Source organism: Longinema margulisiae (assembly GCF_025266855.1).
Classification (GTDB): domain Bacteria; phylum Spirochaetota; class Brevinematia; order Brevinematales; family Thermospiraceae; genus Thermospira.
In genome coordinates, this window is the sequence record NZ_CP053071.1 from 315,911 (window position 1) to 338,770 (window position 22,860).

General features: G+C 47.2%; 20 protein-coding genes. 4 read left to right on the forward strand and 16 right to left on the reverse strand.

Annotated elements, in window-relative coordinates:
• Positions 1–2 precede the first annotated feature (2 nt).
• Positions 3–1,487, forward strand: coding sequence for a DUF4129 domain-containing protein (locus BREVNS_RS01425; protein ID WP_483427294.1), 1,485 nt, complete (start codon positions 3–5; stop codon positions 1,485–1,487).
• Positions 1,488–1,490: 3 nt separating this feature from the next.
• On the opposite strand, the gene amrB is transcribed toward BREVNS_RS01425, so the two are convergent.
• Genes amrB through BREVNS_RS01455 form a run of 6 tightly spaced genes read right to left on the reverse strand, consistent with a single transcriptional unit; the run spans position 1,491 to position 6,460 of the window.
• On the reverse strand, positions 1,491–2,339 hold the full coding sequence (gene amrB, locus BREVNS_RS01430; RefSeq protein WP_483427295.1) for an AmmeMemoRadiSam system protein B: 849 nt from the start codon (positions 2,337–2,339) through the stop codon (positions 1,491–1,493).
• Position 2,340: 1 nt separating this feature from the next.
• Positions 2,341–3,474 carry an aminotransferase class V-fold PLP-dependent enzyme gene (locus tag BREVNS_RS01435; protein WP_483427296.1) on the reverse strand — a complete coding sequence of 378 codons (1,134 nt, stop codon included), beginning with the start codon at positions 3,472–3,474 and terminating at the stop codon, positions 2,341–2,343.
• Positions 3,471–4,100, reverse strand: coding sequence for a 4'-phosphopantetheinyl transferase family protein (locus BREVNS_RS01440; protein WP_483427297.1), 630 nt, complete (start codon positions 4,098–4,100; stop codon positions 3,471–3,473). Before BREVNS_RS01440 ends, BREVNS_RS01435 begins: the two co-directional genes overlap by 4 nt.
• A 4-nt stretch (positions 4,101–4,104) precedes the next feature.
• Positions 4,105–4,935 carry a 16S rRNA (adenine(1518)-N(6)/adenine(1519)-N(6))-dimethyltransferase RsmA gene (gene rsmA, locus BREVNS_RS01445; RefSeq protein ID WP_483427298.1) on the reverse strand — a complete coding sequence of 277 codons (831 nt, stop codon included), beginning with the start codon at positions 4,933–4,935 and terminating at the stop codon, positions 4,105–4,107.
• The gene (gene lpxD, locus BREVNS_RS01450) at positions 4,932–5,942 is read right to left on the reverse strand and encodes a UDP-3-O-(3-hydroxymyristoyl)glucosamine N-acyltransferase (protein ID WP_483427299.1); all 1,011 of its coding nucleotides are present in this window, start codon (positions 5,940–5,942) and stop codon (positions 4,932–4,934) included. Before lpxD ends, rsmA begins: the two co-directional genes overlap by 4 nt.
• 14 nt (positions 5,943–5,956) lie before the next feature.
• Positions 5,957–6,460 carry a flavodoxin family protein gene (locus tag BREVNS_RS01455; protein WP_483427300.1) on the reverse strand — a complete coding sequence of 168 codons (504 nt, stop codon included), beginning with the start codon at positions 6,458–6,460 and terminating at the stop codon, positions 5,957–5,959.
• Between the two features lie 348 nt (positions 6,461–6,808).
• On the opposite strand from BREVNS_RS01455, the gene rpiB reads away from it, so the two are divergent.
• Positions 6,809–7,261, forward strand: coding sequence for a ribose 5-phosphate isomerase B (gene rpiB, locus BREVNS_RS01460; protein ID WP_483427301.1), 453 nt, complete (start codon positions 6,809–6,811; stop codon positions 7,259–7,261).
• Entirely contained in the window at positions 7,254–8,099 is an 846-nt protein-coding gene (locus BREVNS_RS01465; RefSeq protein WP_483427302.1) for a shikimate dehydrogenase, read from the forward strand. The genes rpiB and BREVNS_RS01465 overlap by 8 nt, the downstream gene beginning before the upstream one ends.
• 655 nt (positions 8,100–8,754) lie before the next feature.
• Here BREVNS_RS01465 and BREVNS_RS01470 read toward each other — a convergent pair.
• Genes BREVNS_RS01470 through secA form a run of 4 tightly spaced genes read right to left on the reverse strand, consistent with a single transcriptional unit; the run spans position 8,755 to position 14,898 of the window.
• Positions 8,755–9,561 (reverse strand): TIM barrel protein, encoded by an 807-nt coding sequence (locus tag BREVNS_RS01470; protein ID WP_483427303.1) that lies wholly within the window; start codon positions 9,559–9,561, stop codon positions 8,755–8,757.
• Between the two features lie 2 nt (positions 9,562–9,563).
• Entirely contained in the window at positions 9,564–10,424 is an 861-nt protein-coding gene (locus BREVNS_RS01475; protein WP_483427304.1) for a hypothetical protein, read from the reverse strand.
• Positions 10,424–12,208, reverse strand: coding sequence for a ribonuclease R (rnr, locus tag BREVNS_RS01480; RefSeq protein WP_483427305.1), 1,785 nt, complete (start codon positions 12,206–12,208; stop codon positions 10,424–10,426). Before rnr ends, BREVNS_RS01475 begins: the two co-directional genes overlap by 1 nt.
• A 32-nt stretch (positions 12,209–12,240) precedes the next feature.
• Positions 12,241–14,898, reverse strand: a complete 2,658-nt coding sequence (secA, locus tag BREVNS_RS01485) for a preprotein translocase subunit SecA (RefSeq protein WP_483427306.1) — start codon at positions 14,896–14,898, stop codon at positions 12,241–12,243.
• 765 nt (positions 14,899–15,663) lie between these two features.
• Between secA and BREVNS_RS01490 the strand changes: the two genes are divergently transcribed.
• Positions 15,664–15,876, forward strand: a complete 213-nt coding sequence (locus tag BREVNS_RS01490) for a hypothetical protein (RefSeq protein ID WP_483427307.1) — start codon at positions 15,664–15,666, stop codon at positions 15,874–15,876.
• 385 nt (positions 15,877–16,261) lie between these two features.
• Here the strand turns inward: BREVNS_RS01490 and BREVNS_RS01495 are convergent, their stop codons facing one another.
• From BREVNS_RS01495 to BREVNS_RS01520, 6 genes are all read right to left on the reverse strand, one after another.
• Positions 16,262–17,347 carry an NADase-type glycan-binding domain-containing protein gene (locus BREVNS_RS01495; protein WP_483427308.1) on the reverse strand — a complete coding sequence of 362 codons (1,086 nt, stop codon included), beginning with the start codon at positions 17,345–17,347 and terminating at the stop codon, positions 16,262–16,264.
• Positions 17,348–17,413: 66 nt separating this feature from the next.
• Entirely contained in the window at positions 17,414–18,052 is a 639-nt protein-coding gene (locus BREVNS_RS01500) for a hypothetical protein (protein WP_483427309.1), read from the reverse strand.
• Between the two features lie 13 nt (positions 18,053–18,065).
• Positions 18,066–19,298 (reverse strand): NADase-type glycan-binding domain-containing protein, encoded by a 1,233-nt coding sequence (locus BREVNS_RS01505; RefSeq protein WP_483427310.1) that lies wholly within the window; start codon positions 19,296–19,298, stop codon positions 18,066–18,068.
• 9 nt (positions 19,299–19,307) lie between these two features.
• Positions 19,308–20,588, reverse strand: coding sequence for a hypothetical protein (locus tag BREVNS_RS01510; RefSeq protein WP_483427311.1), 1,281 nt, complete (start codon positions 20,586–20,588; stop codon positions 19,308–19,310).
• Between the two features lie 59 nt (positions 20,589–20,647).
• Complete coding sequence (locus BREVNS_RS01515) at positions 20,648–21,328, reverse strand: hypothetical protein (protein WP_483427312.1); 681 nt, start codon at positions 21,326–21,328, stop codon at positions 20,648–20,650.
• A 1-nt stretch (position 21,329) separates the two neighbouring features.
• The gene (locus tag BREVNS_RS01520; protein WP_483427313.1) at positions 21,330–22,640 is read right to left on the reverse strand and encodes a hypothetical protein; all 1,311 of its coding nucleotides are present in this window, start codon (positions 22,638–22,640) and stop codon (positions 21,330–21,332) included.
• Positions 22,641–22,860: the final 220 nt, after the last annotated feature.

The following is a 22,860-nucleotide window of genomic DNA, read 5'->3' on the forward strand; positions in this document are numbered from 1 at the left end:
TCATGAGTCATTTTCTCTGGATAAGTCTCTTGTGTGGCCTGACCAGCGTATTCACGGGAAGCCTTCTCTCCTTGGGAATTACTAACCCAGAGGCTCTCATGCCAGCTTTGTGGATAGGATGCCTCACTCAATCTGCGTTCATGGGTTTTCGTATTCATCACCGAATTCGCTGGATAACCATCACAAAAATCCTTCTTGCTTTCCCTTTCTCTCTTCTGATAACCTGGGCGGGCACTTCTCTTCTGAAGATAAGCCCTCTTTCCTTCTCTGCTCTTGTGTGGCTCTTGGGCTTTTCCTGGGTGGTAATGCTTCTTTTCTGGTGGGCTTTTTCAAGAAAACCCCGCATGTTCTTTCATCTTTTAACGGGTCAACCCCCTGAGAGTTCACTCTCCTATGAAAAATGGGCGGCTGAAGAAATAGCTAAACTCAATCTCAACACTTCCCTTGACTCTACCGAGAGACTTTTTTTCTGGATGCTTCTTCTATCTCTTCTTGTCAGTAGTATCGCTATCCTTGTTCACCCCAAAATGCAATTTTCTCTCACCATCGGCTGGCTTGCGCTGTTTGTGGGCTTCTGGGGAACACGGGCGTTTCTCCACGAACAGGCAGAAATTTTTGGCTGGCGAATGCAGGGGCTTTCCTTAGAACAGGCAAAACGAACCATACCTCACGGACTTGTGGTACTCTTGCTCGCTCTCTGCTTGGGGATTGGCTATCTTCTTCCGCATCGTTTTGTTCTCATTTCCCTTGAGTCGTTAGGTGTCAAATTCAGAGAATCAGTGAAACAAACAGAAATAGAACTCCAGAATCAGCAGGAAACTCCTTCTACCGTCCCCTCAGAAGAAAGCACTCCATCTTCCCGTCCCTCCTCTGGCTCTTCCCCGTCTCCCCTTTTCCTCTGGGGAGGGCGTGTGCTCTTTTCTCTTTTTCTGCTCTATCTTGCCGTAGGGCTTACAGGGCTTTTCTTTGAACGTTTCTGGTCATACAAACCCAAGAATGCCTTTATCCGCTGGCTTATCCGTTTCTATGAAAGAAACAAATCCTTCTTTCAGGTTATAGAGTTTCTCCTCACCCTCCTATGGACAGTACTCTCTACCATCAGTGGTATTGCTCTCCTCCAGAAAGCCTTAGCCAAACGAAAAGAAGCCAGAACCGAAAATGAAGCCCTGAGACAACAGCTCTACGCTCTCTTTGAGAATGCAGAAACCACCAGCGACGAGAAAAAAGAAGAAATCATGACGATCGTGAAATATTTTGTGATGCTTATCGAAACAGCAAGTAGTCGTATTCTGCCCTATCGCCCTTCCTATGGTCCCCTTGAATACATCGAGAAACTCACCCAGAATATCCCTTCTCTCAGAGAGAGCCTTCTCTGGATTGTTTCTGTGTTCAACGAGAGCCGCTATAGCCTCCATCTTCTCTCTCAGGAGAAGCGTTCCACCTTTACCCAGACCGTGGAAACGGTCATTGCAGAGATGAATAAATAAAAGCTACCACACCACCGCCGAAAGGTAACCAACCACCTGACGGGTATCCCCTGAGACCTCCCCGGAATGCCTGTAGCAGAGTTCTTTGACCTGGGTTCTTCCAAGTTGCTTCGCCAGTTCACACATCACCAGCAAGGGAAAAATCCCACACGCTTCAATCACACCAGAAAGAGCGTCCCTCATGAGGGCTTCCGTATCCATGGCTAAAAGATGACGGATCAACCGCCTATCCATCTCTTCAGCCTCTTTCGCCGGATGGTAATGAGAGAGATCCGTGGAAATCACAAAAAGTACCCGTTCATTCCGACGACGATAAAGAGTCACTAAGGTTTTGGCTATATCAAGCACTGTCTGACGGGAAAGAGAACCCAGCAAAATGGGCACCATCCGAAATTCCCCCTCAATCACATCCTGAAGAAAAGGAAGCTGTGTCTCAAGACAATGTTCCCTCTCATGGGCTGAAGAAAGATAAGAAAAAAGATGGGGATCCTCCTCAATAAGCGCTGCATTGTAATCCTGATCCACCTCTATTTCACCTAAGGGAGTTTGAAAGGCCACGGCCGATGAAAGAGCTCCTCCTTCAAAGTGCACATAGTGACTTGGTCCAAGAAGTACCACCACATCCCAGTTGGTATGCTCAATGAGCTTATACCCATAAGCCGCTACTTGACCTGAATACACATACCCCGCATGAGGGGAAATAAGGGCAAAGGGAAGCCCTATCTTCTGAGCCAAATCCTGAATAAGCCGTTCATCCACCTCTGCTAAAAATTCATTTACCATCGCTTTGAGGTTGATTTTATCCCCCGGATAAAAGATATTGGCCACCGCTGGCCGTCTTACTTCTCTCATCTTACCCTCCTTGTTTGAGGAGTTTATCTATAGTTGTCAGTGCTTCTATCAGATAGTCTATATCCTCATCGGTATGCCAGAGGGAAAAACTCAAGCGAAGCGTCCCTTCTGGAAACGTCCCAAGCTTTTTGTGGGCTAAAGGCGCACACTGAAGCCCGGCACGAGAGGCTATATGATATTCACTATCTAAAATAGTCGCCAGCTCCTGCACCCCCTCACGTGGATAACGTAAACTCACCACCCCAATACCCTCAGATGGTCGATACCACACAAAGTCTGTCCCTTCTATCCCGCGTGCAAAACGCTGAAGAAGTCTTCTTTCATGGACCAGGGCATCCTTTCCCTTCGTCCATCGAATACCGGCTAAAAGCCCGGCAATACCGGGAAGATTGGGTGTCCCCGCCTCCAATCGATAGGGCATTTCCTCTGGCTGGAAAGGCTCCTCAGAACGATATCCCGTCCCTCCCACACGCCAGGGACGAAGTTCCATCCCTTCCTTTACCACGAGAAAACCAATACCCATAGGACCATAGAGATGCTTATGTCCCGTTCCAGCGATCAAATCTATATTCTGGTCCCCAAGAGACACAATCCCCGCACTCTGCGACACATCAACGAGGACAAATGCCCCACTTTTTTCTTTCACCACCTTGGCTATCTCTTCCACCGGCAGAATGATCCCTGTCACATTGGAGATATGATTGAGACATACAAGCCTAACCCTTTCATCAAGATGGGGAAGAAAATCTTCCGCCGTATAGTTCTCTCCAGCCGGACAAACCACTTTCACCTCAAGAAGATTCTCCCTTTCCATTTCAAAAAGCACACGCAAAACCGCATTGTGCTCATACACCGTCGTCAATACTTTGTCCCCTGGCTTCACCACCCCGCGAATGGCCATATTGAGAGCATCTGTGGCATTGAGGGTAAAAATCACCCAGGAGGGATTTTTTCTCCCAAAAAGAAGACCTACCTCACGCCTGGCCTCCTCCACAAGCGCCTCTGCCTCCCTGGCCAACCTATGCCCCCCACGCCCAGGATTAGCCGAAAGCGTCGTAAGACACTCCATGACTGCCTCTCTCACTTCTGGTGGCTTGGGAAAGGTGGTGGCTGCATTATCAAAATAGGTATTCATCCCTGTTCTCCTCTTTTCATCTCAAAAACTTCGCCGGATCCCTTCTCCCCCCAAGAAAACCACTGTCCCCTCTCATCTTCCTCCCATACGAGAACCGAAGAAAAACCCCCGTGCTGAGCACAAAGACACGCCCTGTACTCCCCAAACCTTTCCCCCAAAAGAAAAGGCACAAGAAACCAGCCCTCTTCTGGGGAAGCCATCACCCCCTCCCTGATAACAGAAAAAGACGAAAGCCTCACCCGAATACCAATCCCCTTTGCCTTGAGATACGCTTCCTTGGCCGTCCAGACCTCATAGAACTTAGCCTCATCAGTTCCCACCCACACCCTCTCCTCCGGATGATAAAAGCGTTCTGTGAGGGCTAAAAAATCCCGTGGAACTATCCTCTCTATATCCACCCCTACCGGTCTCTCATCACAGGCTAAAAGGACCAACTGCCCACTATGGGCAATATTAAAATGACAGGTTGGATGAGAAAGACAAAAGGGCTTTCCCCACTCATCCACCTCCCAGATGATTTCCTCACCTGCTCTCTCCCGCAGTCTCTCCATAGCCCAGCGCTTTGCTAAAGAAGAAACCTCCGTGCGTTTTCGGCTTTCTCTCAAAACTAAGATATGAACCTCCATCTTCTCACCCCACCGAAAGAAAAAGCCTCTGCCATTCTTCAACACCCACCTCTTCCGGCCGGACATCCGGGTTAGTCCCTGCTTCTACCAGCCACTTTTCTATGGCTTTTTTCTCCCCTTTTCGACGAAGATTATTGAGAAGTGTCTTGCGTTTAGAACCAAACCCCTCAAAGAGAAAATTTCGAAAGTCCTTCTGGAGCGTGGCAAACTCTTCTTTCGATTTTCCCATAACTAAAGATTTTTTTCTCATCCGAATCACCACAGAATCCACAGAAGGAACAGGAAAAAAACACCCCCTTGGCACAAAAAAAAGCTTCTCCACCTCAAGAAAAGTCTGAATGAGTACCGAAAACACCCCATAATTTTTTCCACCAACCGGAGCCATCATCCGATCATAAAACTCTTTCTGTACCATCACAATCCCTTCCTCAAAAACCGCCTCCTCAATAAAACGCCGCACTGCCTCTCCAGAAATACTATACGGAAGATTGGAAAGAAAAAAAAGCCTCTCTTCTCCAAGAGACGCCACATCAAACTGCAAAAAATCGCCCTCTATCAAATGAATGGCTGGATGAACCACAAGTTCAGAAACTAATGAGAATACCCCGTGATCCACCTCCAGGGCATACACCTTCCTTGGAGGGAGAAGAACCGTAAGCGAACCAAGCCCACACCCCACCTCAAGCACTGGCATATCCTCTGGGACAAGAGAAACAATCCGAAGGGCTATCTCCCTCTCCACCAAGTAATTCTGGCCACGAGAACGCGCAAGCCAGAGTCCTCTTTCCCGAAGAACCCTCTCTACCTCTGACACACGATACGGATTCCAGTTCATTCCCGTTCAATACCCATCCGCTTTTCAATCTCCCCGACCCTCTTGACAAGCTCTGGAAGCCTGAGTTGTGCCGCTAATATCCTCTTCTGTTCCATGAAATCACGAGCTGGTGTTCCAAAGAGAATCTTTCCAGATGGAACCTCTTTGTCTTCTATCCCGCTCTGGGCCATCACCACCACTCGATCCCCTATCTTCACATGATCGGCTACTCCCACCTGGCCGGCCAAAATACACCCTTCTCCAAGTGACGTACTGCCCGCAATTCCCACCTGTGCCACGATAATAGAATGAGCCCCGATATGAACATTATGGGCAATCTGGACCAGATTATCAATTTTGACATCATCTTCTATCACCGTTTCTCCCAGGGCAGCCCTATCAATAGTCACACACGCGCCAATTTCTACATCATTGCCAATACGTATACGTCCAATCTGGGGAATTTTCATGTTTTTGCCTTCCTCAACCACATACCCAAAACCATCTCCGCCAACAACGGTATTGTGGTGTATGATAACCCTGTCCCCAAGAGTGGTCAGGTCATCAATCTTCACTCCTGCCTTGATGAGACAATCTTTTCCGATTTTTACCCCCTTGCCAATAAAAACATGGGGATAAATCACGGTATTGTCCCCGATCTCAGCCCCTTCCATAATACAGGCAAAAGGCATCACCGTCACCCCTTCTCCTAACTTTGCTGAGGGATGAACATAGGCCTGAGGAGAAACCCCTTTCTCATAAGGCGTATAAGGAGAAAACCATTCCACCACACGCGAAAAGGTGTACTTGGGATTTTTGCTCTGGATAAAAGGTTTCTGAAGTGTCACTCCTTCAGGAACAATAAAGGCCGCTATCACAGAGGCCTCAGCCTCTGCCACCATTCGCTTATTCTCAATAAAACCCAAGGTGCCGGCCACAGGATGATCAAGCCCTGAGACTCCTTCTATTTCTCTATCTTCTCCCTGAAAGGGAAGTCCAACTCTTTTGGCTATCTCTGAGAGTTTCATTTTATCCTCCTTCTTTATCGTTTATCCTGAGACGCAAGGGTCATCATCTCCTGTGCCCACTGCCTGGCCTTTTGCTTTTGTTTTTCACTGTCTTTACTCCAGAGAGGATCAACAAAGCCGCAAAAACCAAGAAGAGAGGCCGTACTCAACTCTCTTCGAAAACGCTTTTCAATAGAACCAGGCCCACCTGCATGACAATAGAAACAGGCTATTTTTTTCCCTGTGAAATTCCACCTCTCAAAAAGCGTATTGAAAACAGGAGCCCATGAACCGGCCCATACCGGCGTCCCCAAAAAAATGAGATCATAGGACAAAAGATCCTTGTCTATTGGCTCAAGCTCCGGCTTCTCCCGCATCACCGCTGATTTGCCATTCCACACATACTTCATAAACCCCGTGTAGTGTTTCTCCTCACGGGGATGAAGCCTCACCTGATCCGCTCCAATGGTCTTTGCTATCTCCTTTGCTATCAATTCCGTATTCCCTTCATACGAATAAAAAAGCACTAACGTCTTCATAACAACTCCCTTCTATCATCTTAGAGAAAAAAGGGGAAAAAGTCAATTTTAGGATACCTTTGCACAAATGGGCAAAGGTCTCAAAAAGTAATAAAGAAACAAAAAAATAGTATCAAAATGTTCCTTGTCGTAATAAATAAACCAATTTTTTTGAATAAAAAAGACAAACTGGCCCCTGTAAACAGAAAAAACGGGTGAGAGGGGCATAGCCCCTGACCCAGCCAAAGGAAGAAAATACCCGTGCAAGGGTCTCTTTAGACTGATGGCTTCCAAGAAAAGATTTTCCATTCATTGACATCTTCAAAAAAATTCTGTATACTTTACCCACACAAAACACGGGAGTTTCTCATGAAGATTGCCATGGCATCAGACCATGCCGCCTACCACCTCAAAGAACACCTCAAGACCTACCTCACGAATTCAGGTCATGAGGTTATCGACTTTGGTACCCATTCAGAGGAGTCCATGGACTACCCGGATACCATCAAGTTGGCTGCTCGGGCCGTCGCTAAACATGAGGCCGAACGTGGTATTGTGCTCTGTGGTTCAGGAATTGGAGCCTCTATTGTGGCTAACAAGATCCGGGGCATCAGGGCTGCTCTTTGCCTTGATGAATATTCTGCCGAATACAGTCGCCGACACAATGATGCCAATGTGATGGTCCTCGGAGGAAGACGTACCTCTCCAGAAGAAGCAGAAAAACTGGTGGATATATGGCTTTCCACCGCCTTTGAAGGGGGAAGACATATTCGCCGTATCGAAAAAATCCACACCATCGAAAAAGAGGAATGCCGTGATTAACGCCCATACTCAGGTGTATGGTATCATTGGACACCCTGTTCGCCATTCCTTCTCCCCTGCTCTGCACAATGCCGCCTTTCAGGCCTGTGGCCTCAATGCTGTTTATGTAGCCTTCGATGTAGAGAACATTGAAAACGCCATCCGTGGCATTAGGGCCCTTGGTATTGCCGGTGCCAGTGTCACCATTCCCCACAAAGTAGAAGCCATCCGTTTCCTTGACGATATCACCGATCTTGCCCAGAAGATAGGGGCTATCAATACCATTTACTGGGAAAATGGCAAACTCAAAGGCGACAATACGGATGCCTATGGATTTTATGAATCCCTTTCCCGGCATACCTCCATCACAGACAAGCACGTCGTTGTTCTTGGCTCAGGGGGAGCCTCTCTTGCCGTATGTTTTGCCCTTTTTGCCTACGACAATCCCAAGAAACTCACCATCATTGCCAGAAACCAGGAAAGCCGCAACAACCTTCGGGAACGTCTTCTTGCTTCCTTCCCTCATGCCCTGATTGAAACGGCCAATTTTGAATCCCTTGCCACCATCCTTCCCAAAGGGGATGTGCTTGTCAACACCACACCCGTTGGCATGTTTCCTCATGAAGACGTCTCCCCTGTAGAAGAGTCCTTCATCCCTTCAGGCATCACCGTGATGGATCTGATTTACCACCCACTTGAAACCAAACTCCTCACGTTTGCCAGACAAAAACACTGCACAACCGTGAACGGAGCCGAGATGCTTCTTTTTCAGGCCACAAGACAATTCGAAATATGGACAGGGGAAAAGGCCCCCTTCGATGTGATGGAAAAAGCCCTGCAAAAGTGCCTGAGATCATAACCTCTCTTCCCTTTGAAAAGAAACCTCCCAAGTCAATAACCCCTGTTCAATGACCAATATGTCGTTTTACCGTTCATGCAGAACGGTTATCTTCACACAATAAAGTGAATACTCGTTCAACCATCTTTCCTCTTTCAATTTTGAGCTATTTTTGTCACTCATCTTCCTTACTTTACACGAAGCACTCCTGGCCAGAACAAAAAGGGCATTGTCCTCGTCGCATGCTACGCATGCGCCTCGGACGGAACATGGGCCGCTTTTGCGGGCCATGGGAGAACATTTCCCTTGAGAAGGGCAAGTCCTTCCTCCGTGGGCGACATTGCCTCGTCCTTGAGACTTCGGCAACCACAACTCGTCCTCCTGACTTCTGCGACTAACTTTACAAACTTTCAACTTTCAACTGATACGCACCCTCACTTCGGAAGGACTTCCCCTTTAGCAGTATAAAGAGTATTCTTCGAAACCGCAAAAGCGACCCAGTGGGGTACAGAAAAAAAGTGTGGTGAAAGAATAGGGTTTTCTCTCACCGGTCCGCGGCGCTTGTTTTCCCCCAGGGGCTTCTTACTTATCGCACCGCGACAGGGACGATGGCTATTACCCTGTTTCAGCAAAAACCCCTCCGTAGCTGAAACAAGGTGATAGCCATTTCGGATTTTTAATCTTCGGCCAATACTCTCTCAAAAACCGCAGAGAGATACGCCATATCTTCCCTGAAATCATCAAGTGTCGTTTGTGATTTTTTGTAGGCCTCATTGGTGAGAGCAAGATGAAAAAGATTCGCCTTTCCAATGAGACGAACAATCTCCTCAATCGGAAAATCCCCCTCACCAAAATGAAGGTGTTCATCCAAGACGCCATTCCAGTGGCCATCCGTAAGATGAAGAAGAGAAGGTTTCAACAAAAGAAAAGCCGAAAGCATCTCCCACGGCGAAACCCCAAAGCCATTAGCCGACGTAATCGCATGCCCGATATCAAGACAAAACCTCACCCCCGTCTCCTCCATGACAAAAGCCACCTCCTCCGGAAGGGCCCCATTGCAGAAAAGATTTTCCCCATGTCCATAGCGCGGCTTATTCTCAAGGATAAGCCTCTCATCCCAGAAAAGCCTGATCTGGCGGGCTGTCTCCTCTATGGTTCCATTGACTCCCGGATGGACAATCACCAAAGATGCCTCCGTCCTATCGGCAAAACGAAGACTCTCTTCTATGAGCAGGCGATTGGAAGCCTCCCTTTCCCTACAGGCAAGACAAAGCCCATGACTGTAATGGGGGGCATGGACAATCATCGGAATACCAAGATCCCGATGAAGCCTCTCCCAGAAAGAAGCCGTTGCCTCTCCTGTTTCCGGGAGGACATACACCTCAATATACTGCATCACTCCATCCGCCCAGAGAGAACGGATAGAAGCCTCATACTCACGGTTTATAGACCAGACCTTGAGTCCGAAGGGGGGATGTGGCACTCTCATTTTTTGAATAGCGTTTGCTTTGTTGACTGATTGTAAAGAGAAAGCAGATTCTGATACTCATGCACAAAATCAAGGTTGGCCCATATCCCCATGGTGAACTTTTTGTTCTCTAAGCCCTTCACAAACTCACTCTCTAAATCAGAAACAGGCCTGCCCAATTTTTTTGCCCAGGCCTCCTTGTCATACGTCATTCTTGCCACCTGCCGGATGGTGCCTTTGCCATACCGCTTCTGAAGGAAGGCAAGCCATTCCACACTCTCTGGCAACACCACCAGCTGAAAAAACACCGTCGGAAGATCATTCATCGTATAATAACGCCCATAACGTTCCATAAGTTCCTGCAGAGAAACAAAATATACCTCTACACTGAGGAACTGAATGAGATACTGACGGGCCTCACGAATTCCAGACTCATTCAGACGATACCTGCGAAAGAGATCCTCAAAGTCTCTGATTCTTGCATAGGAGATCATCTCCTCTTTGAGAAGAGATGCCCACGGGGCCTTTGAAGTCTCCGCCTCATAGCGCATCGTTTCCCAGACCTGCTGGATCCACGCCCAGCGAAGCGTGAGATTCTTCCAGTCTCTCAGAAGTTTATTGCCTATCAGAAAGGTATCCTGATACGGATCTTCGGTAAGCCTCACCTCATCAGAGATTTTGGCTTTTTCAAGAGTCGCTAACCGACGAAAAACCTCACTATAAAACGCCACTTGAGAAGGAGAGGGAGAAGCAGGAAATACCAAGGTAAGCATCGTATGAGAGAGCCTCAGCGTCAATCGTTCATTCTGGAGCCCGACATCAAGCCGTGCACAGGAAAACAAAAGCCCTATGATTCCCCAAAAAAGCCATCGTTTCATCACTCCTCCTCCACCAGTTCAAAATCTATGTGCTGTTTTTTGACATTCGCCCGCACCAGCCGCACACGAACACTCTGCCCCATCTGGTACATTTTCTTTGTTCGCTTTCCAACCACACTATGGCTTTCCTCATGATAGACAAAATAATCAGGGAGATCGGCAAGCCTCACCAGTCCCTCTATCCCCGTTTCACGGATGGACACGAAAAGACCAAACGACGTGACCCCACTGATCACCGCATCAAATTCCATACCTTCCTTGCCCTGCATGTATCGAACCGATTTTATCTTGTAAAACTCTCTTTCGGCTTCCATGGCCACGCGTTCCTGCTTGGAGATATGATTGGCAATAGTCGCCAATTCCTTGTCCGTATAGGAGATTTTGGCTATGCCAAGATGAGTTTTGACAAGACGATGAACGGTGAGATCCGCATATCGTCTAATAGGAGACGTGAAATGGGTGTAATACTCAAACCCAAGCCCGTAATGGCCAAGGTTCTCATTCTGATAACGAGCCTGCTGCATCGAACGAAGAAGCATCTGATTCAAGAGTTCCTGGTAGGGCTTGCCCTTGACCGCTTCCAAAAGACGCTGAAGTTCTTGAGGTGGGGGTGGGGTATGCGTACGAAACTTATACCCAAACCGAAGCGCCATCGCAAGAAAAGATTTCAGTTTTTCCTCTTCTGGTTCTTCATGAACACGATACATGGCGTACTCTGTCTTTTCAGAGAGAAACCTTGCCACCGTCTGATTGGCAAGAAGCATAAACTCCTCAATGAGACGTTCAGCGTCCAACCGTTCCTTCAGCCAAAACTTCACCGGCTCATCCCACTCATTCAGTTCACACTTCTGTTCTCGAAAGTCAAAATCAATACTCCCCTCTCGTATCCGTTTCTCATGCAAAAGACGGAAGAGTTCATTCATCTCCAGAAGACTTTTCTGGAGCTTTTCATCTGGCATGATGGTATTCCCCTTGAGCACACTCTCCACCTGGGGATAGGTGAGCCGGTACTGAGAATGGATAATCGACGGCACAATCTGATACTTTGTTACCTCTCCCTTTCTGTTCACCTCCATGATAACCGACATGGTGAGCCTGTCCTCATGGGGATTGAGACTGCAAAGACCATTGGAAAGTTTCTCAGGAAACATCGGCACCACACGGTTAATGAAGTAGAAACTATTTCCCCTTTTGAGCGCCTCTTTGTCTAAGGGACTGTGTTTTGGCACATAGTACGAAACATCAGCAATATGGACACCTAATTCCCATCCTGTGGGGGTGCGTTTGATGGAGACCGCATCATCCAGATCTTTGGCATCCGGCCCATCAATGGTAAAAATCATCTCCTGTCGAAGATCCAGCCGGTTAGCTATCTCTTTTGATGGGATTTCTGCCGGGATAGCTTCCGCCTGGGCAAGAGCCTTTGGGGGAAAATCCTTGCGGATATGATGAACATCAAGGATATAGTCAAAATCCTCTGAAGCCTCATAGTTTTTTCGTTTGCCGTCCTCTCGCAGGGTAGAACGACGGTAGGTCTTTGCCGACTTTTTTTCTTTTGGTTCAACACTTGGGGACGCCTTTGACTTCTTCTTCTGTTTTTTCTGTCCCTTCACCACCACCCTGTCATCAGCAAACTGGACAATCCCCTCACGTTCAAGGTCGTGAAGAATATGCCGTAGCCTTTTCTGACTACTTTTGCCTGAGGCTTCAAACTCCTTGTAGAGACCTTGAAGAGAAACCTCTTTCTCTGTTTCTAAAAACTTCAGTACATCCTTTCGTTTCATGGGTTATATGTATCTCCTTTTGTCTGCCACACTTAACTCGATCTTGCCTGCCTCTGATCAGCCTCGTAGTGACAATATTTGTATTTTTTTCCGCTGCCACACCAGCAGGGATCATTTCGTCCAAGTTTAGGTCCTCTCTGCACAGGTTTGGGTTTTTCCATACCGGGATTGGCCGCTCTCATAGCCCCAAACTGGCCAAACTCTGTATGACGGGCTTCAATCTTCTGTGGACCTGTTTCCACAGGGACTTCTTCCATCTGGAGTTGAATCTCAAGGTGGGCAAGCATGGCAAGGGCATCCGCCATAAAGTTCGAACGCATCTTGGCAAAGAGATCAAAAGCCTCCACCTTGTATTCCACAATGGGATTCTTGCTTGCATATTGACGGAGAGAAATACTCTCCTGAATATAGTCAATCGCCCTGAGATGTTCCTTCCAGCGGTTGTCTAAGGTGCTGAGAAGCACATATTTCAAAGCATCATAGCGAATCGCCTCAGGAACATGGGTAAACCTATCCCACACCCTGGTTTTGATGAGACGATGAAGGATCTCTTTTGCCTCGTCTGCATCCCTTGGATTCCAGTCCGCAGGAAGCTCGACCATGAACTGGAGTTTCAACCACTTCTCCAGTTCTTCCTTAGGCCAATTATGGGGACGAGTGGGTTGTGGGAAGGTACTTATCTTGTCCTCAATCACAAGGTCAATGATCGTATCAACCACCTCGGGATGATGGGTAATATCAAGTATCTCATCCCTCAAGCGATAGATATAGGTTCGCTGTTCGTTCATCACGTTATCATACTCAAGAAGGTGCTTACGGATCTCAAAGTTTCTATTCTCCACTCGTTTTTGCGCATTTTCGATAGCATTGGAGATAAGCTTACTCTGAATCTCCTCATCCTCACTAAATCCAAGGTTTTTCATCATTTGAATCCGGTTATCCATCCCAAAAAGTCGCATCAAATCATCTTCAAGGGATACATAAAACTGAGATCGGCCCGGATCTCCCTGACGCCCTGAACGACCACGGAGCTGATTATCAATACGGCGGGATTCATGCCGTTCACTTCCGATAACTAAAAGCCCCCCTAATTCCTTCACTCCAGGGGCAAGCTTGATGTCTGTTCCACGACCGGCCATGTTTGTCGCAATCGTCACCGCATAGGGCTGTCCGGCCTGGGCAATAATCTCGGCTTCCTTTTCATGGTACTTGGCATTGAGCACATTGTGGGGAATACGACGCTGTTGAAGCATCTTGGAAAGCCTTTCTGATTTCTCCACAGAGATGGTTCCTATCAGGATAGGCTGCCCTATCTTGTGATATTTTTCTACATCTCGCACAATGGCTTTGAACTTTGCCGCCTCGTTAATATAGATTTTGTCCGGATCATCCCGTCTCTGTACAGGAACATTGGGAGGAATCACTACCACATCAAGATGGTAAATAGAATAGAATTCCTGGGCTTCTGTTTCCGCGGTTCCTGTCATACCAGCCAACTTGGTGTACATGCGGAAGTAGTTCTGAAAGGTAATGGTGGCCAACGTCTGGAATTCCTGACGAATAGAGACCCTTTCCTTGGCCTCAATAGCCTGATGGAGCCCATCCGACCAGCGACGTCCTGGCATCTTTCGTCCCGTAAACTCATCCACAATCACCACTTCCCCATTCTCCACCACATAATCCACATCCCTGTGATAAAGACGATGAGCCCGAATAGCCTGGATGATATGATGCACAAGCTTGCTATTGCGTGGTGAATACAGCTCCTTCACTCCCAAAAGCTGTTCAATCTTTTCGATACCCTGTTCGGTAAGCACCACGGTTTTGTCCTTCTCATCCACGGCATAATCCCCAGTTCCTTCGATGGGTTCGTTTTTGTCATTTACCTGAGCCTCTGTGAGACGGGGAACAATCCTATCCACCTTATAATAAAGGTCTGTTGCCTCTTCACTTGGACCGGAAATAATAAGCGGCGTTCTTGCTTCATCAATGAGAATGGAGTCCACCTCATCCACAATAGCGTAATAATGCCCCCGCTGAACCTTCTGCTCAAGGGAAAACACCATGTTGTCCCGAAGGTAATCAAACCCAAACTCATTGTTGGTTCCATAGGTGATATCACATCGATAGGCTTCTTGCCGGCTACATTCACGATACGTTGTTTTGAACTGACTGATATCCTCCCAGTCCACATAATAACTCTTTTCATGGTTAATAATCCCCACAGAAAGCCCCAAAAACTTGTAGATGGGGCCCATCCACACCGCATCTCGACGGGCAAGATAATCGTTCACCGTCACCAGATGCACCCCCTTCCCTGTAAGGGCGTTCAAATACAAGGGAAGTGTGGCTACCAACGTTTTTCCTTCTCCGGTTTTCATTTCGGCAATCTTGCCCTGGTGGAGAACCACTCCTCCCATGATCTGAACATCAAAATGGCGCATATTGAGTGTTCGTTTGGCCACTTCTCTCACCACCGCAAAAGCCTCAGGAAGGAGATCATCAAGCGTTTCTCCCTTGGAGAGCCTCTCTTTGAACTCCTCCGTTTTGTGGGCTAACGCATCATTGGAAAGAGTTGAAATTTCTGGTTCTAAAGCGTTGACCTTTTCGACAAAAGGGCGCAGTTTTTTGATGTCTCGTTGCTGCTTTGTCCCGATAATGGCATAAACTAACGAAGTAAGGATTCCCATATTCACTCCTTGAAAGGATTCTCGTATAAGTATAACACAAAACAACAGAAAAAGGAAATTTTTTTAGGTTTGTGTTTCCCGTAGGCTGTCTTTGTCGGTTCATAAGGGCTTCTTACACGCCCAACGGCTACCATTCCCCCTCGCCGAGATGGATCCAAGAGCCCCGCCCATTTCTGCGGCGGTAGATGACCACAGAAAGGCCCTGTCCTCGTCGCATGCTACGCATGCGCCTCGGACGGAAGACAGGCCGCTTTTGCGGGTAGTGAGAAATCCCACTCCCCAGGGAAAGTCCTTCCTCGCGGGGCGACCTCAACTCGTCCTCCTGACTTCGGAAGCATAGCGCCCACCTCGCTCCGCCGATTCCCCGCCAAAGCGGGGGCCCCGCGGCTACGCTTCGGTGGGCTTTTCGGGCAGAGCAACAGAAGAGGTCGCCCCGGGTGCCTCCTGCACCCTCACTCCGGAAGGACTTCCCCACTCCACGACAAAGGACACACAACCGCAAAAGCGGCCCGGCGGATACTGAGCGAAGTCGAAGTGGGGTACAGAAAAAAAAGGGGGTGATAAAAGAACAGGGCCTTCTCCCACCAGGTCCGCGGGGCACGTGTTCCCCTGGTGGCTTCTGCCAGAAGACACCGCAGGCAGGGGCTGGAGGGGCTATGGCGATGTTTCAGCAAAAGGGAAGCGTATGGGGATAGAAAAAAGGGGTGAAAGAAAGAACGGGTCTTCCTCTCCAGAAGGGGGCATTCTCCCACCAGCCCGCGGGGCATGTGTTCCCCTGGTGGCTTCTGTCAGAAGACACCGCAGGCAGGGGCGGGCCATGACGACGAGTCAGCAAGAAGGGGGCTTTCTGAGACCGCAGGGCGCCCGGCTATTACCCTGTCTCAGCCAAAGGCAATGGTTAAACGTTTAACCTCTCTCTATACACCCCCTCATGGTTATTGCTATCACCCTGTTTCAGCTAACCACCCCGCCGGTTAAACGTTTAACCCTTCTCTATACAAACTCCACACGTCTTTTGCTCTTACCATGTCTCAGCAAACCCACCTTCTGGTTAAACGTTTAACCGCCCTCCATACAAACCCAAACAATGACGACCACCTTCTTTCAGGGAGAAAAGCCTACCCCGGCTATCACCATGTTTCAGCAAACGAGCCCCCTTTGCTGAAATAAGGTCATAGCAAAATCTCCCAGCACCCTTCTCCCAGAGAAAAGGGCTGGTCCTATTCCTGTGTCTCAGCAACACCCTCTCCTCTCCCCTTCTCTCAAACAGAAGACATGAGACCCCACAGGACATACCAATACACCCAACTCGTTTGAAAAAAGGAGAGAGCAGTCCCCACAGGCTGAAACAGGACAATACCCCTCACTCATCCTCCGGAAACGGAGCCACATGCCCCTCGCCTACCACATCCCCTATCCCGAACGTCTCAAAATAATCACTCATCAGCATCCGCCCATACCCTGACCTAATCACCACAGCCCTCCACTCACTATTCCCAAGTTTCGCCCACGTCGTCCCATTCTCATCCACCTTCGCCTCCCCTATCTTCACCACCTCCCTCAACTCATACTCATCATCCCCTTCCTCACTCCTCCTCACCACCTTCCTCTTCTTAAACCCGCTCCCCTTCTTCTGCGCATACAAAACCATCCTATATCCCTTCCCCTCCTCAGGAACCCACCATCTCACACGAACCACAGATGCAAGCCTCCCCACCGTCTCCATCTTCCCCGTCTGGTCAAGCACTTCCACATTCGTTATCCCGTAAGCCGCCAGCCTCCTCTCCACCTCAGGACCACTCTCCTTTATATACGTCTCCGTATCATAGGGCTCCCCAACCCCCCACCTCGCATTCTCCCTCACCTTCCTCACAAACTCCCGCTTCGCCTCCTCTAGATTCGCTACCTCATACTTCTGACCACGATACCAGAACTCAATCTCGCTTATACACGTGTCATCATACGTGGTGCCGGGGTAGGTGGAGAGAACCACAAAATAAAACTCATTCGCAACCACAGGTTTGAACTTGAAAACCTGAACTTGAAAAGTATCCTTTAACTGACCTTCCCAGAACCATACATTACTTTTGGTTCCATAATTAGCATAAGGATCAAATATTTCTCGTGTATCCTTTATCAAACTCAAACGAACTTCTTTGGCTCTGGCATTGGCTTTATAAACATTAGAACTCTTCTGATACCCATTATACAGACGAATTTCATCAATGGGAATAAAATTCGTAAATCTCAACACTATTCTCGATTTTTTCTCCGGAGTATTATAAGCCCAGCAGGTAGCAAGGTTATTATCCACTATATTTATAGGAGAATAATCCAGAACAGCCTTCCCCGTAATCATACTATCCGCATGAAAATATTTCACAAACCCCGGAAGATGACCGGAACATAAACACCACAAAACCAAAATTATATTTATACGTCTTATCATACATTTCCTCCTACATAAAATTCCCTTTATAATAAACCACCCATCTCCTCTCTTATCTTTCCCCATTCATTGAGTTAACAGAAAATAATATCCCACCAGATTATATATAAAGTTTCTCTCTTTATCCCTAAACAACTCCATAAACACCCTGCTGTAGTCCCCTTCCAGATCAGGACGCCAGTCAGGGTCACCTTCACTTTTTTTTCTAATATTAATCAGCCCGTTCATGATCACGCTGCACCCTTCCGACCCAAGCGTCTCTGTCCCTCCAGCATGCATATTCCACCCGCTTATATCTCCATCCCTCCCGTTCGCCTCCCACGCCGGAAGTCGTCGGGCCCTGTCCGAATTCCTCACATCCTCCCACGTCAGATTCCCGCCCTTCATCTTCTTCTGTATCGATTCATCAGCCGACGCCTGAAATACCAGAAGCGCTAAATAATCCGGATAACTCTTCCCATCACTCCCCTTCGCCGCTCGCTTGTTCCTGTGTATGCCCGTAATCACATTGTACAGACCCGGCTTCGGCGTCGTATACCCGGGATCAGGATCTACACTCGCTACATTGAACTCCACTATCTCCCCATTCTTGATCACCGTCAGCCTGTCGTTGTATATACCACCTCTTCTCGTCTTCACCCCCTTCCCCATCCCCTCTTCACCAAACACAAAAAACTTCCCCTCCTCAGTCATCTGCGCTTTCATATCCCCCCAGACCCTATTCCACCGGCAATTTTAATTTCCCCTGCTCCCACAAAGAAAACAATGTGTACACTTCCACCCCCTGCCTCTTGTTCCCTATAAATAACTCAGAACCTGCATTGTTCGCCTTAAACTCCGCTGTCTGCCCTTCAGGTGGCACATTCTCCACCCCTTCACCATATCGACTCATCAAGCCAATCACCACATCCTCATATATCTGCCACCCCTTCCCCATATCCATCCACAGGTTCCCATAACTGTCTACCTTCCATTTCCCCACCACTTTCCCTTTCTCTATTTTCTCCCATCCCTTCCTTATCTGTTTCTTTATCTCATCAGGATACGAAAACACCCCATATCCTTGCCTTTTTAACTCATTTATCTGCCTCTTCATATCCCCTTCCCTCACACGATAATAAAAACCATCCTCCCTTATCTCCCACTCAAGATCACATCCCCATACATCATTCCGCCAACCATAATTATTCGTCTTTTTGACAACCATGGTCCTATATACCATATCATGAATCCAGTAATTCCTGTCCCCTGTCTCTATCACCTCTCCCTCCGACGTCAGATACCCGTAAATCGACTTCTCCTTACTCCCTCGCCACTCAACTACGTAGATTCCCCCCATCACCACTCCCCATACCTTCTCCCTTTTCCTCTTCCTCACAAACTCCCGCTTCGCCTCCTCTAGATTCGCTACCTCATACTTCTGCCCCTGATACCAGAACTCAATCTCGCTTATACATGTATCATCGTACATCGTGCCGGGGTAGGTGGAGAGAATTTGTACATTTACTTCATTCCCTAAAACCGGACTAAACTTAATAGATTGATATCCATCTGTGTCCTTCAAAACATATTCTATATTTGTAAAACTTTTTGTTCCTGAAATTCCAATAAATATTGATATTTCTCTAGCCCGATTATTTTTCTTCCATAAATCAGAACTTTTTCCGTATCCATTCCATATTCGAATCTCATCTATCCAATTAGTATTCAAAAAAGAAAAAGAAACTATCGCACGAGTATAAAACAAATTATCAGTTCCCGCTCGAGAATACGCCCAAGCTGTCGATAGATCTTTGTCAACCAAATTACCAGGCCAATATCTAAAAATATTTTGCCCTCCAATAAAATTTTGAGCTTCTATTTCTTTGAAAAACAAAGCTGGAAAATCTTCTCCATAACATTGAATAAATATTATATTAACCAGAAAAGCGATTATACAAATTTTCTTCATCGTCCCCTCCTACTGGGTTAACAAAAAGTAATACCCAACTAAGTCGTACCTATACCCACCTTTCCCTTCATTAAGCTTCTTGTCCCAAAACAACTCCATAAACTCCGGGTAGTCCTCATAATAGATGGTCTGGCAACCTTCAGACCAGTTGTAGGTGGGTCCTCCGGGATGAACAAGCGCTCCCCATATTCCCCACTCCGGCTGCCCCTTCTCTTTGTTCTTACTGGGATTTATGCCCCCATTCACATTGGAATCCTGCGGTATATCATACCAGTTCGTGCCCTTGCCCGTATTGAGATTTGAAAGTTTAAGCGCAAGATAGTCCTCATACGTATTCGTTACCCCATTGGTAATCTCGCTGAAAGATTTCCCTTCCCTCTTCATCGTAAACATACCATACAAATTCGACGCTACTGTCCCAAACCTCTTCTCATCCTCCGGATCTACATTCGCCCTCATAAACTCTACTATCTTCCCCTCTCTGAAGACAGTTATCCGATCATTGTAAAAATGCCCCCTGAAGCCTTTTGGCTTATACCCATTCCCCATGCCTTCCTCTCCTATCATGAAAAAATTACTCTCGTCCCACCACTTCTTCACCTCTTCCCAATTCCCGCCCAATCTCACTGTCGTTATCTTCGCAAAGTATTCGTATTCCTTTTTCACCTTACGACCTTCTTCACTATTCAAATCAATAACATGCACATTCTTCTTTACTCCAGCCGCCCTTATTATCTTCTGTTCCAGCTTCTGGCTGAATTCCTGTTTGTTCGTCCCCGCTTCCTTCAAAACCTTCTCCCACGACTTCCCTCCATATCGCTCTAAACCCACAGAAATCGCTTCCTTCCGGTAACGACTGAGTTGCTGTAATATCGTTATCTCCGGTAAATCTTCCGTTATATCTCCTTCCCCTCCCGTAAATATTTTATATTGATTCGTGATCTTTATCAAGTCTTTTAACGCTTCTTTCTTTTCTCCTTCCCCCTGATCCTTCTCCCCTCGCAGGAATTTCTTCAGCTTCTCATTCTCCGGCATCGCTACTTCTAAATTCTTCAAAAACTCACTTATATCCTTTTTCTGTCCTCCTTCCGAGGTACATGACTCCATTATTAGTGCTATCGTCAACACCGCACCGCCTGCTACGAGAGGCGCTAACGCCCTCCCGCTCTCCGTCTCATCAAGCACACCCTCCTCCCCGCTCATCGCAAAGTACGAAAGCGCCGCCATCAGATTTTTGCTCTCCTGCGCCCTGTCTAACGATATCCCGTACATCTTCTTCAGCGCTATCATCTGCTCCACCTGCTGTCCGCTCACCTCCCGCTCCCACTCCCGCCTCGTCGCTTCTTTCCTTACTTCTCCCCCTTCCTATACAGAAAACGTATCTCAGATATGGCGGTAAGATTGGTCTCTCCTGGATACACATCTTCTATAATTAGTCGACCTCCGATATCTGGTTCATAAACTCCTTTTATTGGCTTCATTCTAATATTCAGCCTGTGCCATCCAATTTCATCCGTCAATTCTACTACTAATGAATATACCAGTCGGGTTTCACCTGGTACTGCTTCCTCATATTGACTGCGAGCTGCTCGACCGGTAACTTGATAAAATTCAAGTGTAATTTTTTTAGGGCGATTATATATTTTAAAAGTTTTCTCGTTTTTCGCATAGCCAGGCAAAATATCTATAGCATAGGGTAAACTATCTTTCCTTTTTAACTCTTTTTTAGATATTTCTAAGCAATACACCGGAAATACAAGATAATCACTAAGATTACTGATTATACAAAATGTAGCCCTGTCTTTATCCGCCAACTCTTTTATTTCATTTATAATATCATACCAATTATATATTTCTACTGTTTCCTCTCTCAAACCTATATTAGCATTTCTTACCACCACATTCTCATCCGCTTTTGTATAAGGTTCAGTTTCACTTATTACTTTAGTCTCAATTATCTTAAGCTTACTCTCGCCGCAACTAACTAAACACACCAGAAGACAAAAAATCCATACCTTTTTTCTTTTCATACTATTCCTCCATCAATGTTCCATAATATCTCAGACGTCGATAAAGATCATATTCTGGTTTCTTTTGCTCCACAGGCCTCAAAAGAAGGGTGGCATTCCTGCCAACTCCATGCTCATATACCTTCTCCCAGGGGAGAAAATAATACGACGTAAACTCCTGCCCGAATTCCTTTGCCCTGTCATTTCTTCTATAGAGATTTTCCTCAACACTGTTATACCTCAAATCCCCGTAATTCTGCATCGCATACTTCACATACCCCCCATAGGGATCCACTATCCGCAGCCCATCCTCTGTTATCTCCTGCACATACACAATATGCCCCAATACCCTCCTCGTTCCATCTTCATACACCACATTGAATTGCCCTCCAACAATCAGCTGATCACCGGGCCGCATCTCATTCTTTAACTTAAAGAAAAATTTTTTCATATTCTCAAGTGTTGGATGGTTCTTATTTTCCTTACCCCAATAGTGAAAAGCCTTTGCTCCATCCATATAAATCCATTGCACACCATACTCATCAGGTCTATATTCTGCTCGTTGGACCACTCCACTCGCTATGGCCAGTTCTATCAATGTAGAAAACATGGTCCTTGCATCCGTTCCATATTTGCTCACTAAATACAGGCTCATCTGTTTTCGCTTCTCCTCCAGTTCATCTTCAAGTTGAGATGTTCTCTTATTCCATATCCAGCCAGGAGATCCCATGCTGGCAACCTCCCTCTCCTTCTCGTTACCTGGCATCATTACTAACGCTATCGAAAGAGCCGTTACATTGCACATCACATCCCCCAATTTCTTATCTCCTTCCCTGCTCCTGTTATTTCTCTGATTCCTTATATCCAGCCCCAATTCATTGATCCACAAACTGTTGCCACTTTCCCAGTTGAACATGCTTAAATCTCCTCTCTCCGTACTATAAGCAAGTAAGTTCGCTACTTTTGAATATTCACTATCACTCTCATATACATTTACTCCAAAATTGCTACTCAGGCCTTCCAATATCATCGTTTGTATACCGGTAGCCCCCAGCTCTCTCGCATATGCCGTCATTCTATCATCGCCCCTAAGACCTGAATCTATCAGGACCCCCTCCCTGGCTACAGTAGAAGCAAAAAATATGAGCCCTTCCGCCGTTCTCTCTGTTACTGCTCTCCTGTTCAAATGTATAGTTCCGTTTTCTCCCGCCTCCCCGTAATGCCCCTCCTCACCTAAATCAAACCTGATCCGCTTCTTCCCGTTTATCACATCCATCGCCGTCTTCTGCCCGAACTCATTCCTCGACATGTAGGCTAAGTTCACAAGACTCACCCTCGCCCATCCTTCGTCGTCTTTCACATTATCGGCATGGAAGCGGAGGAAGTTCAGAGCGCTTCCGCGCGGGACAAAAGGGGCTCCCCGCCCCTTTTGAAATCCCCGCCCCGCCCCTGCACCGGCTCCAGAAGGGCCCTGTCCTCGTCGCATGCTACGCATGCGCCTCGGACGGAACATGGGCCGCTTTTGCGGGCCATGGGAGAACATTTCCCTTGAG